The organism is Halomonas sp. 707B3, assembly GCF_024158645.1.
Taxonomy (GTDB): domain Bacteria; phylum Pseudomonadota; class Gammaproteobacteria; order Pseudomonadales; family Halomonadaceae; genus Vreelandella; species Vreelandella lionensis.
Window position 1 is genome coordinate 1 of sequence record NZ_JAMZBE010000116.1, and the last position, 11577, is coordinate 11577.

12 protein-coding genes are annotated in these 11577 nt (G+C 55.5%); 7 read left to right on the forward strand and 5 right to left on the reverse strand.

The window, feature by feature from the left end:
• Positions 1 to 276 precede the first annotated feature (276 nt).
• From pstC to arsJ, 5 genes are all read left to right on the forward strand, one after another.
• Positions 277 to 1527, forward strand: coding sequence for a phosphate ABC transporter permease subunit PstC (gene pstC, locus BIS10_RS13945; protein ID WP_253506026.1), 1251 nt, complete (start codon positions 277 to 279; stop codon positions 1525 to 1527).
• Positions 1528 to 1545: 18 nt separating this feature from the next.
• Positions 1546 to 2712: a phosphate ABC transporter permease PstA gene (gene pstA, locus BIS10_RS13950; protein WP_253506028.1), complete on the forward strand. Its 1167-nt coding sequence runs from the start codon at positions 1546 to 1548 to the stop codon at positions 2710 to 2712.
• Between the two features lie 23 nt (positions 2713 to 2735).
• Positions 2736 to 3575, forward strand: coding sequence for a phosphate ABC transporter ATP-binding protein PstB (gene pstB, locus BIS10_RS13955; protein WP_253506030.1), 840 nt, complete (start codon positions 2736 to 2738; stop codon positions 3573 to 3575).
• Between the two features lie 128 nt (positions 3576 to 3703).
• Positions 3704 to 4735, forward strand: coding sequence for an ArsJ-associated glyceraldehyde-3-phosphate dehydrogenase (locus BIS10_RS13960; protein WP_083024527.1), 1032 nt, complete (start codon positions 3704 to 3706; stop codon positions 4733 to 4735).
• A gap of 49 nt (positions 4736 to 4784) precedes the next feature.
• Positions 4785 to 5951, forward strand: coding sequence for an organoarsenical effux MFS transporter ArsJ (gene arsJ / locus BIS10_RS13965; protein ID WP_253506036.1), 1167 nt, complete (start codon positions 4785 to 4787; stop codon positions 5949 to 5951).
• Between the two features lie 38 nt (positions 5952 to 5989).
• Here arsJ and BIS10_RS13970 read toward each other — a convergent pair whose 3' ends face one another.
• Genes BIS10_RS13970 through arsH form a run of 5 tightly spaced genes read right to left on the reverse strand, consistent with a single transcriptional unit; the run spans position 5990 to position 9222 of the window.
• On the reverse strand, positions 5990 to 6286 hold the full coding sequence (locus BIS10_RS13970; RefSeq protein ID WP_083024525.1) for a CC/Se motif family (seleno)protein: 297 nt from the start codon (positions 6284 to 6286) through the stop codon (positions 5990 to 5992).
• Between the two features lie 17 nt (positions 6287 to 6303).
• Positions 6304 to 6711, reverse strand: a complete 408-nt coding sequence (gene arsC, locus BIS10_RS13975) for an arsenate reductase (glutaredoxin) (RefSeq protein ID WP_083024524.1) — start codon at positions 6709 to 6711, stop codon at positions 6304 to 6306.
• Positions 6711 to 7364 carry an NADPH-dependent FMN reductase gene (locus BIS10_RS13980; RefSeq protein ID WP_083024522.1) on the reverse strand — a complete coding sequence of 218 codons (654 nt, stop codon included), beginning with the start codon at positions 7362 to 7364 and terminating at the stop codon, positions 6711 to 6713. The genes arsC and BIS10_RS13980 overlap by 1 nt, the downstream gene beginning before the upstream one ends.
• 12 nt (positions 7365 to 7376) lie before the next feature.
• On the reverse strand, positions 7377 to 8444 hold the full coding sequence (gene arsB / locus BIS10_RS13985) for an ACR3 family arsenite efflux transporter (protein WP_253506032.1): 1068 nt from the start codon (positions 8442 to 8444) through the stop codon (positions 7377 to 7379).
• 13 nt (positions 8445 to 8457) lie between these two features.
• Positions 8458 to 9222: an arsenical resistance protein ArsH gene (gene arsH, locus BIS10_RS13990; protein WP_253506034.1), complete on the reverse strand. Its 765-nt coding sequence runs from the start codon at positions 9220 to 9222 to the stop codon at positions 8458 to 8460.
• A gap of 148 nt (positions 9223 to 9370) precedes the next feature.
• On the opposite strand from arsH, the gene BIS10_RS13995 reads away from it, so the two are divergent.
• Positions 9371 to 9781 (forward strand): arsenate reductase ArsC, encoded by a 411-nt coding sequence (locus BIS10_RS13995; RefSeq protein WP_083024519.1) that lies wholly within the window; start codon positions 9371 to 9373, stop codon positions 9779 to 9781.
• 26 nt (positions 9782 to 9807) lie between these two features.
• The gene (locus BIS10_RS14000) at positions 9808 to 11496 is read left to right on the forward strand and encodes a methyl-accepting chemotaxis protein (RefSeq protein ID WP_083024649.1); all 1689 of its coding nucleotides are present in this window, start codon (positions 9808 to 9810) and stop codon (positions 11494 to 11496) included.
• Positions 11497 to 11577: the final 81 nt, after the last annotated feature.

Below are 11577 nucleotides of genomic sequence, written 5' to 3' on the forward strand. Positions count from 1 at the left end.
AGATCAGATGATCGGTGACGATGGTTACCTGATCGACCTCGGCCTGATTCCGCTGCCGGAATCAGAGCGTGAGCAATCGCGTCAGAAAGTGGCTGACCGCACCAAGCTGGTGGCGGCTGACCTGAAATAATCGCTAGCACATAGCGAGTACATGGCCGGTAGCGAATGCTACCGGCCATTTGTTTTGGGGTGTGCTGCCTTTGTCATATTGCTGTCATGTTTTTAATCCAAAGTAGCAGCCAACACGATTTCATTAGGTGATGCGAGAGAAATTCGATGCAAACTAACCAGCTACTTTTACTCTTTTGCACAGTGCTCTTGCTGCTTGGGCTAGTGGCCTTTTTTGTAGGTCGAGCGAAGGCTGCGCGAGTGCGTGCTTCTGGCACGGCGATGTATGCACAGCCTGATCAGTATGCGTGGTTTGCTGTTCTCTCAACGGCAGGGCCTGCGGTGCTGGTGGGGGCGCTGGGTTCACTGCTGCTACTGTTGTTAGGAGCGGATATTCCGCCAATGTATTTGCTGGCAGCGAGTTTAGTGGTCGCTGCGGCTGGTTTGGCAGTTGGTGTGGCTCAAGTGAAGCCACATTTTCATGCTCGTCAGGCTATTGAACGGGTGATTCGTTGGGTGCTGACCGGCGCGGCGATGATCTCGATCTTCACTACCTTCGGTATTCTGTTTTCGATCATCTCGGAAGCTCTGCGCTTTTTCCAAATGCACAGCTTCTGGGACTTCATTACTGGCACTACTTGGAACCCCGGGGCTAGCTTCCTAGCCGCCGCCGGACGCGGTGACGGTAGCAGCGCTGAATTTGGCTCGGTACCGCTGTTCGCGGGTACCTTCATGATCACTGCCATTGCGCTGTTGGTGGCAGTGCCTATCGGCTTGCTGTCAGCTGTTTATATGTCCGAGTATGCTCCTCAGCGGGTGCGTACGATCGCTAAGCCAGTGCTCGAGGTGTTGGCAGGTATTCCCACGGTGGTTTACGGCTTCTTCGCCGCCATTACCGTTGCGCCTATCATCGTCAACATCGCCGGCTTCTTTGGCCTGGATGCCTCTTATAACAACGCCGTTGCCCCTGGCATCGTGATGGGCATCATGATCATCCCGTTTATCTCGTCGCTCTCTGATGACGTGATCAACTCCGTACCTGACAGCATGCGCCAAGGCTCGCTGGCACTAGGGATGACGAAAGGTGAAACCATCCGTGACGTGGTTATACCTGCGGCGCTGCCCGGTATTATCTCTGCCGCACTGCTGGGCATGTCCCGAGCGCTGGGCGAGACCATGATTGTGGTGATGGCGGCCGGTATGCGCCCGAACCTAACGGCCAACCCGCTAGAAGATATGACCACCGTGACCGTACGCATTGTGGCATCGCTGACTGGCGACCAAGAGTTCGAGAGTGCCGAAACGCTCTCTGCATTCGCGCTGGGTCTTGTGCTGTTTGTCGTGACCCTGACGCTCAACCTGGTATCTGTGTTAATGATTCGCCGCTTCCGCGAAAAATACCGCGTGAACAACCTGTAACGCCGAGGAACTGATTCGATGAGCCACTCTTTTGACGAGATCAGCCAGCAGCTTAAGCGGCGTCACCGTAAGTCGGCACGCCTGAAGTGGGCCTCCATGGGCGCGCTGGGCTTAGCAGGACTATTCTTAGTGCTGTTCTTTGCTGACATGCTGAGCAAAGGCCTACCTGCTTTTCAGCAGGCTTATATCAATACCGAAGTTCGCTACACTGAAGAAGCGAGCCGCGATGGCCGCCAAGCGTTTGACCAGGATTTGATACCACTTATTAGCCGCACGGTGGTACGCGTTATTCCGCTACAGCTGCGCAACAACCCAGAAATGATCGGCACCTCTGAGCAGCGCTGGATGCTAGCCACCAGCGAAGTGGACCAGTACCTGAAAGGGCATCGGAACCGTCTAAGCGACGAAGAAAAAGCGGAGATTGATGAGCGCGTTGCTGCAGGTCAGGTTGATTTGCGTTTCAACAAAACGTTCTTCGGTTCGGGGGATTCGAAAATCGCCGAGAACGCCGGTATCTTGTCGGCGGTGGTCGGTACCATCATGACCATGATCGTGACGCTGTTGATCTCTTTCCCCATCGGCGTGATGACGGCTATTTACCTGGAAGAGTTTGCCCCGGATAACCGTTTTACCCAGATTATTGAGATCAATATCAACAACCTGGCAGCGATTCCGTCAATTCTGTTTGGTTTGCTGGGTCTGGCGATTTTCATCAACTTCTTCGGCGTGCCGCGCTCATCACCGTTGGCAGGTGGTATGACGCTGGCGCTGATGACGCTTCCGGTCATCATTATTGCCACCCGTACCGCTCTGCGTAGCGTGCCGGATTCCATTCGCCACGCGGCATTTGGTGTAGGCTGCTCGCGCTGGCAAGTGGTGCGCGACCACGTTCTGCCGCTGGCGATGCCCGGTATCATGACAGGCTCGATTATCGGCTTGGCCCAGGCCATGGGTGAAACTGCACCGCTGATCATTGTGGGGATGGTGGCCTTTATTCCGGATGTGGGCGCTTCCTTTACTCAGGCAGCAACTGTTATGCCTGCACAGATCTTTACCTGGTCAGGTGAGCCGGAACAGGCTTTCGTTGAAAAAACCGCTGGTGGCATCCTAGTGCTACTGTCTGTGCTGATTTCGCTCAACGCCTTTGCCGTTGTGCTACGCAAGAAATTCGAGCGTCGCTGGTAAGCCGGCGCCCAAGAGGACACTTTATGAATAGCCAAGCACCCGTTATGAATCAGCAGCATACACCAGATGTTGGCCAGCCTTACACACGTAATGAGCAAGCATGCCACGATCTCAGCATTCGTGTTCGCGACCTCAACCTGTGGTACGGCAAGAGCCAAGCGTTGAAAGGGCTGAATATCGACCTGTTTCAGAAGAATGTGACCGCGCTGATTGGCCCTTCGGGGTGCGGTAAGTCGACCTTTTTGCGCTGCTTGAACCGTATGAACGACTTGATTCCCAGCGTGCATATTGAAGGTCTGGTAGAGATGGACGGCCAGGATGTGAATGCTGGCAAGATGGATGAAGTGGCGCTGCGCCGCCGGGTAGGGATGGTGTTCCAGAAGCCGAACCCGTTCCCGAAATCTATCTACGAGAACATCGCCTACGCACCGCGTATGCACGATTTGGTGAGCCGTAAAGCCGACCAGGATGAGCTAGTGGAAAAAGCCCTGCGCGATGCCGGTTTGTGGAACGAGGTGAAGGATAAGCTGCAAGAGCCGGGCACCTCGCTCTCTGGTGGTCAGCAGCAGCGTTTGTGCATTGCTCGGGCGATCGCTGTACAGCCTGACGTCATTTTGATGGATGAACCGACGTCAGCACTGGATCCGATCTCCACGGCCACCATCGAAGACTTGATGGATAAGCTGAAAGAGCAGTTCACCATCGTGACCGTGACGCACAACATGCAGCAGGCGGCGCGCGTGGCGGACTACACGGCGTTCTTCCACCTGGGTGAAATCATCGAGTATAACGACACGAAAGTGATGTTCTCGACCCCGGCACAGAAGAAAACCGAAGACTATATTTCTGGCCGTTACGGCTAAATAGATCGCTGCTTGTTGGCCCGCTACCGTAGCGGGCCTCCAAGCAGCGTTTTTTTATCTACCAATATATGATTTTTCGTATATAAGCGATAGGCTTTGGCTTTATTGCACATTTGGAGGGTCGACCTATGTCACTTCGCATCGGTATTAACGGATTTGGCCGTATTGGACGTTTAGCGCTGCGCAGCCTTTGGCCGCAGGTGGCGGCAGGCGAGGTGGCGTTGGTGCGTATTAACGACCCTGGTGGTGATGCGGCCACCTTTGCCCATTTATTGGAGTTTGATTCCGTCCACGGCCAATGGATGCCAGGGCAGGGCATGACGGCGCGTCAGGATGCTATTGTCATTGATGGTCATGAGGTGGCCTTTAGTGCCCATCAAACCATTGTAGAGAGCGACTGGTCGGGCTGCGATGTGGTCATCGAGTGCTCTGGTAAAATGAAAAGTACCGACAAGCTACAGGCCTACCTGGATCAAGGCGTTGGGCGCGTAGTGGTGAGTGCGCCGGTGAAAGAGGAGGGCGTGCTCAATGTGGTGGTGGGTGTGAACGACCACCTGTTTGAGCCAGCCAAGCACCGTATTGTCACGGCCGCTAGCTGCACCACTAACTGCCTAGCGCCGGTCGTCAAAGTGATTCTTGAGCATTTTGGTATTCGTCACGGTTCCATGACCACCGTGCATGACATTACCAATACCCAAACCATTTTGGATGCACCCCACAAAGACCTGCGCCGGGCCCGCGCCTGCGGTATGAGCCTAATCCCCACCACCACGGGCTCAGCGAAAGCCATTACGGCGATTTTTCCTGAGCTTGAAGGCAAGCTAAACGGCCACGCGATTCGCGTACCGCTGGCTAACGCATCTCTCACCGATATGGTGTTCGAGCTTGAGCGGGAAGTGACCGTCGAGGAGGTGAATCAAGTGCTCAAGGCTGCCGCCGATGGCCCCCTCAAAGGCATTCTGGGCTATGAAGAGCGCCCGCTGGTATCGATCGACTACCGCACCGACCCGCGCAGCTCAATTATTGATGCCCTCTCTACCATGGTGGTGAACGGCACTCAGTTAAAGCTCTACGCGTGGTACGACAACGAGTGGGGTTACGCCAATCGTACCGCCGAGCTGGCACGTATGGTGGGTGGGGAGCCGGTTGGCCGTGGCTGAATCGCTGCTGGATAAAGTCAGGGCGCTACCGTTCGAGGTGCGCCAGTACATGCTGATTACCGGCAACTACTGGGCGTTCACCATTACCGACGGGGCGCTGCGGATGCTGGTGGTAATGTATTTCCACCAGCTCGGCTACTCGCCGCTGCAAATCGCCATGCTGTTTCTGTTCTATGAAGCGTTTGGCGTGGTAACGAACTTGGTGGGCGGCTGGCTAGGGGCGAGACTGGGCTTGAACCGCACTATGAATGTGGGGCTAGGGCTGCAAATTGTGGCGCTCGCCATGCTAATGGTCCCTGCTGGTATGTTGACCGTTGTGTGGGTAATGGCCGCCCAGGCGCTGTCGGGCATTGCCAAAGACCTCAATAAAATGAGCGCTAAAAGCGCCGTGAAGGTGCTGGTGCCGGCCACGAGTGCCAATGCCAACAGCGCCTTATACCGCTGGGTCGCTATGTTGACCGGCTCTAAAAATGCCCTGAAAGGCCTGGGCTTTTTTGTTGGCGGTGTGCTGCTCACGCTGATTGGCTTTCGTGGGGCGGTCATTGCCATGGCCATCATGCTGGGTGCTGTGCTGCTACTATCGCTCTGGCGCCTCAAGGCGGATTTGGGCAAGCAAAAAGTCAAACCCAAGTTCTCCGAGATCTTTTCAAAATCCCGTGCTATCAACGTGCTCTCTGCCGCGCGGTTTTGTCTGTTTGCTTCTCGTGATGTGTGGTTTGTCGTGGCGCTGCCGGTCTTTCTTTATGATCAGCACGGCTGGAGCCACTGGACCGTGGGCGGTCTATTAGCGGCTTGGATTATTGGGTACGGCGGAGTGCAAACCCAAGCGCCGAAGCTCACTGCCTTACTAAAAGGCGATGCGAGAACCATCACCGCTGGCTGGGCCGCCGCCCTGGCCGTTTTGGCCATTGTGCTAGCGCTACTTCCCTTGGCGCAGGTGGGCTGGCTGGTGGTGGGCCTGTTGGCGTTTGGCGTGCTGTTTGCCGTGAACTCCAGTTGGCACAGTTATCTGATCGTTCACTATGCCCGCGCTGACGGCGTCTCGATGGACGTAGGGTTTTACTATATGGCCAATGCCATGGGGCGCTTGGTCGGCACGCTGCTCTCCGGGTGGCTCTACATGGAATACGGCCTGAGTGCCTGCCTTTGGGTGGCGGCTGCCTTGGTGGCGGCAAGCTCTATGATGGCCCTTGCATTGCCTAAGCAGGCAGCGTGAGCGATGTGCACCATGCCGATTCACGGCGCGGGCGTGTCCTAGTGCCCAGCGCGTAGCGGGGCACCATCGACGAATAGCCGCTGCAGCTTCCACCACCCTTCCACCCGGAGTCGTAAGCCCTGATGGGTAAGCTCCGGGGCTATCCAGAGCGTCGCTCCTTGCAGCTGGTGGCATTCAAACGTTGAGGTCTCTTTGGGGGCAGACGTCTCGGCGATGGCGATGCGCGACGTGCCTCCGCAGCAGCCGTGACGGGGTGAAAACCGTACCGTGACCACGCCCCCTTGTTGCTTGATAAAAGCGGCAGCTTTTTCTTCTATTTCAATGATCGGGTCCATCGCTTCTTGAGCGCCTCTTACGTGGGTGGGTAGTCAACATGCTCACCATCCTCTTTCACAAAGTGCGCCACTGGCCGCTTCAGCAGCGCCAATACCTGTTCGGAAGGTCGGCAGAGTTTTGCGCCTTTGGGTGTGATAACGATAGGGCGATTGATGAGGATCGGATGTGCCAGCATGACGTCGATAAGCTGATCATCGCTTAACGTAGGGTCATCCAATGTGAGCTCATCGTAAGGCGTGCCTTTGCGGCGCAGCAGTTCTCGCGGTGGCAGCTTCATCATCGCCAGCAGCGCTACCAACCGCTCTCGGCTGGGCGGCGTTTCCAGGTAGTGGATCACGTCAGGATCTTCCCCTGAGGCTTTGATCATGGCCAGCGTGTTGCGCGATGTGCCGCAGTTGGGGTTGTGGTAGATAGTGACTGACATTAAGGGGCGTCACGCTGAGAGGGTGTTTGGTTAATAGCTGGCGATAGGCTAGTAGGATCTTGCTTGGCCTTGTGCGCTTTGGCCGCGTTTGCCCACCATATCAACTGTGCTAGCGTGCGGCCAAAATAGCCTTCCCAGCGCTCTTGCTCTGCACGAAATTGCCCATCGCTATCGAGGGCTTCATGAGCCTTTGGGATATGTATCATCGCTGAGACAGGCAAGCAGCCCAGCTCAGATAGAAACGAACGCATATTCACCGCAGCGCGGGTGCCGCCCCACTGGCCCATGGAGTAGGTGACGATGGCGCTGGGTTTAAACGCAAATAGCGACGCGCCAAAGTGATTCAGTAAATGACTCAGTGCTGGGCTCATGGCGTGGTTGTACTCAGGGCTGACCATGACGTAGCCATCTGCTTGATCAATTTTTATTGCCAGGGCGTCCAGATCATCCGGAACCGTAGAGGCGGAGTAGGCAAAATGCGGTTTAAACGGGCCGCTCAAATCGAGTGAGAGCGGGTCAATAATCTCCGCCGTCGTATCGCGCTGTGCGCTGAGTAACTGCAAGCACGCTTTGGCTACCCGCTCGCCCAGGCGGGCGGGCGCGGGAGGCGTTGACGTTCTGGTCGAGCCGAGAAAAATCAAATAGTGCGCCATCAAGCAGGCTCCTTAAGCATGAGTAGGGAAGTGCTGACGCGTGTTATTGGCAATGCGCACCAGGGCCAGCATCAGCGGTACCTCTACCAGTACACCCACCACCGTTGCTAGAGCAGCGCCCGATTGCAGGCCAAACAGCGCAATGGCGGCGGCCACGGCAAGCTCAAAAAAGTTGCTGGCACCAATCATCGCCCCAGGTGCAGCAATAGTGTGCGGTACGCGCCACGCTTTCGCCCAGCCATAGGCAATGAAGAAGATCAAAAACGTCTGCAGAATTAGCGGAATGGCGATCAATACGATATGCAGTGGATTGTTCAGAATGACATCGCCTTGAAACGCGAAAAGCAGGACCAGCGTAATGATCAGACCCATCGGCGTGACCGGGCCAATGCGCTTCATAAAGACGTTGTCGTACCACTGGGCACCGCGCTTAGCGATAAGGGTTTTCCTCGTGAGGTAGCCTGCCGCCAGGGGAATGACGATGTAGAGCACTACCGACAGTAGCACCGTATCCCAGGGTACCTGAATATTGGAAATACCCAGCAGCAAGACCACGATCGGCGCAAAGGCAAACAGCATGATGAGGTCGTTGAGGGCGACTTGTACCAGCGTATAGGCCGCATCGCCCCGCGTTAGGTAGCTCCAGACGAAGACCATCGCCGTGCAGGGCGCAGCGCCCAGCAAAATGGCCCCCGCAAGGTACTGGCTGGCCAGCGCATCAGGGATCCAAGGTTTAAAAATCACCATAAAAAATAGCCATGCCAGGGCAAACATGGTGAAGGGTTTGATGAGCCAGTTCACCGTGGTGGTGATGGCCAGCCCTTTTGGCTGGCGGCGCACGCCAGCGATCGCGCTAAAGTCAATTTGCGCCATCATGGGAAAAATCATCGCCCATATCAGTACGGCGATCGGGATCGACACCTGCGCGTATTCAAAGTGTGAAAGAGCCTCGGGAATGGCGGGAGCCCACTGGCCTAGCGCAATACCGGCCACAATCGCAGCGGCGACCCAAAGCGACAGATAGCGTTCGAAAAGCCCCATGTCAGCACTGCTGGGGGCTGCTTGCTCCTGATGTGACATGCTCGCTCCTTGATTAGATGGCCCGCTGGTTAACGCGCTTGGAGAGCTCTTCGGCGCTCTCTTTACGCTCTGAGTATCGGTCGGTGAGCAGGTCGCTGCGCTCTCGTACCAGTAGAGTGAATTTTACGAGTTCTTCCATGACATCCACGATGCGATCATAAAACGGCGAGGGCTTCATGCGGTCGTTGTCATCGAACTCCATAAAGGCTTTGGGTACGGACGATTGGTTAGGGATCGTCACCATGCGCATCCAGCGGCCCAAAATGCGCAGCTGGTTCACCGTGTTAAAAGATTGTGAACCACCGCAGACCTGCATCACGGCCAGGGTTTTGCCTTGGGTAGGGCGTACGCCGCCCAACGCCAGGGGTATCCAATCAATTTGTGCTTTCATAATGCCTGTCATCGCCCCGTGACGCTCTGGCGAGCACCACACCATCCCATCTGCCCACTGTGCTAGGGAGCGCAGCTCTTCCACCTTAGGATGGCTGGCATCTTCGGCATCTTCGGCATCTTCGGCATCTTCGGCATCTTCGGCATCTTCGGCATCAGGAAGCGGCAGGCCGCGCGGATTAAAAATGTGTGTTTCAGCGCCCATCGCGTTCAGCAGGCGGGCGGCTTCTTCGACCGCCAAGCGGCTAAATGAGCGCTCGCGTAGGGATCCGTACAGCAGCAAAATCTTAGGGGCAGGTTGTGTAGAGGACGGCAGCCCTAGCGAGTCTAGACTGGGCGTGCGGAAGAGTGCAGGGTCTAGGTTGGGTAAATCCTCAAGTAGGGCCATGAGGGCTCCTTAGTGAGTAAATGCGATCAATAACACTTATGATATATGTTTTATCGTATATTTCTAGCAGGCCGTTCAGGTTGCAATATTGCCGTCATCATCTGGGTGTATGGTTGGGCTGTAAAATTAAATAAGAGGTTGTTTATTTATGTCGAAGCGTCGCGTGCTCTTTCTCTGTAATGCCAATTCTGCGCGCTCTCTCATGGGAGAAGTGCTACTTCGCCATATGGCCGGTGATCGCTTCGAATCCTTCAGTGCAGGCTCTGAACCCGATGAGCCCCATGCGCTAACCCTTGAAGCCTTAAAAAAGCAGGGTCTTTCGACAGATGGGCTGCACAGTAAGTCGCTGGATCAGTTCGAGAACGAAACGTTCGACGTAGTGATCGTGCTGTGTGACAAAGCTCAGCAGGCGTGCCGCGATTGGCAAGGGAAAGCAGGCGAAATTCTATTCTGGGACATCCGTGACCCTCGTCTGATCAGTAAGTTGGACGCTTACGAGCAGGCGCTGTTCGAGATCCGCCGACGTTTACAGCTGTGGCTACCGCTGCAAAAAAGCTGATCATTTCTATCTCGACGGGGTGCACCATGAAATTTATCAATAATTTAAGCGTCAAGGCGAGTTGGACGCTGGTACTCGTGACTTTTACTGGCCTTGTGCTCGCCATTGGTGGCTTAGGGCTTTTTGCCAACCAGTTTGGCCGCGATGCCTTTACATCGATGCAGCAGCGCGACATGGCTCAGGTGCGCGAGCTAAATAGCGCTTACACACAGCTGTTGCGTGCCAGGGTACAGATGAATCGGGCAGCTGAGCTGATTCGCACTCCCTCGTTTGATCGTCCAGAGCCGCTTCTGGAAGAGTCGGATCGGTTGCTGGCATCGGCGGCCACGCATTTTGAAGCTTTCCAAGCGAGCTTTCCGGAGGGGGAGCAGCCCGAGCTGGTCGGCCAGTTGGCGAGCAATTTTCAATCCCTGGTAAATAACAACCTTAGCCTGCAGATGATGATGCTAGAAGAGCGCGATGTGCGCGGCTTTCTTTCTGGCGAATCTCGGGTTGATGATAGCAGTCAGCAGTTTGTTAACACCGCAGAAGCGTTTTACGGCTATTCGGTGGCCCGTGGCGCTGGCTTGTCTGAGCGTTTCGAGAACGTCTCATCGCTGCTCTTCATGGGCGTAGTTGGGGTCGTCGTGCTGGCGCTGCTGGTGGTAGGCGTGGTGGTGTGGGGGGTACGTCGTAACGTGCTGCGGCCGCTGCGGGTTATTACTCAACACTTCAAGCGTATTGCCAAGGGCGATTTATCCTCCCCGGTGGAAGCGCACGCCAATAATGAAATTGGCCTGCTGTTTAGCGAGCTGGCGAATATGCAGCGCTCGTTAACCACCACCGTGAATCACCTCAATAACAGCAGCCAGCAGGTGTATAGCGATAGCCAAGCCATGGCAACACAAAGCCAGCAGTTGGCTGGACAAACCGATTCTCAAGTATCGGCGCTTCAGCAGATGGCCGCGAGCCTTGAGCAGCTCACAGCGACGGTGAATCAAAACGCGGAAAGCGCAGCGCATGTAAATCGCTCTACCACCGACGTGTCTCATAAAGCGCAGCAGGGCGATGAAGTGATCGCTCAGTTTATTGCCACCATGCAGTCTATCAACGAGCACTCCGAAGAAATTCAAAGCATTATCAAGGTGATCGAAAGCATTGCGTTCCAAACCAATATTTTGGCATTGAACGCCTCTGTAGAGGCGGCGCGGGCTGGCGAGCATGGACGCGGATTTGCTGTAGTGGCTAGTGAAGTTAGGGCGCTGGCAACGCGCAGTGCCGATGCTGCTCACGATATTCGTGCACGTATTGAGGCCTCCAGTAAAAGCGTTGAGCAGGGTAGCGAACTTTCTCAACAGGCAGGCGAGCACACTCGGGCAATCATGCAAGCGGCGACTCAGGTTGAGCACTTGATGGCTCAAATGGCCAAAGCCTCTGAAGAGCAGCGTCGCGGTATTGAAGAAGTGAACGTTGCTGTCACGCAAATCGACGCGACGACTCAAGATACGATGCGCCTGGTCAACCAAACGGCACAAAGCGCCGAGGGGTTAACCCAAGAAGCGCTGCAGATGCGTGAGTATGCGGGGCAGTTCCGTATTGTTGAGGAGGCCCCAGTACCTGACGTACATGATGACGAAGAGGCGGAGCAGCCTCTGGAGCAGTTGGATTGGCAGGCAATGGCAAGCGCTGAATCGAGTGATCGCGATCATAAAGAAGATATGCGCGCCTTGGCATAGTGGCTGCCAAGACGCGGATGGGAATTGTACTGTGTGATGCTGCGGTGAGTGTTTAATCCATGAGCTCAACGGCAACGGCGG

Bases quoted from the DNA above. Each gene is read 5' to 3' on its own strand.
- pstC (WP_253506026.1), top strand. From the start codon at position 277: ATGCAAACTAACCAGCTACTTTTACTCTTTTGCACAGTGCTCTTGCTG.
- pstA (WP_253506028.1), top strand. From the start codon at position 1,546: ATGAGCCACTCTTTTGACGAGATCAGCCAGCAGCTTAAGCGGCGTCAC.
- pstB (WP_253506030.1), top strand. From the start codon at position 2,736: ATGAATAGCCAAGCACCCGTTATGAATCAGCAGCATACACCAGATGTT.
- BIS10_RS13960 (WP_083024527.1), top strand. From the start codon at position 3,704: ATGTCACTTCGCATCGGTATTAACGGATTTGGCCGTATTGGACGTTTA.
- arsJ (WP_253506036.1), top strand. From the start codon at position 4,785: ATGCTGATTACCGGCAACTACTGGGCGTTCACCATTACCGACGGGGCG.
- BIS10_RS13970 (WP_083024525.1), bottom strand. From the start codon at position 6,286: ATGGACCCGATCATTGAAATAGAAGAAAAAGCTGCCGCTTTTATCAAG.
- arsC (WP_083024524.1), bottom strand. From the start codon at position 6,711: ATGTCAGTCACTATCTACCACAACCCCAACTGCGGCACATCGCGCAAC.
- BIS10_RS13980 (WP_083024522.1), bottom strand. From the start codon at position 7,364: ATGGCGCACTATTTGATTTTTCTCGGCTCGACCAGAACGTCAACGCCT.
- arsB (WP_253506032.1), bottom strand. From the start codon at position 8,444: ATGTCACATCAGGAGCAAGCAGCCCCCAGCAGTGCTGACATGGGGCTT.
- arsH (WP_253506034.1), bottom strand. From the start codon at position 9,222: ATGGCCCTACTTGAGGATTTACCCAACCTAGACCCTGCACTCTTCCGC.
- BIS10_RS13995 (WP_083024519.1), top strand. From the start codon at position 9,371: ATGTCGAAGCGTCGCGTGCTCTTTCTCTGTAATGCCAATTCTGCGCGC.
- BIS10_RS14000 (WP_083024649.1), top strand. From the start codon at position 9,808: ATGAAATTTATCAATAATTTAAGCGTCAAGGCGAGTTGGACGCTGGTA.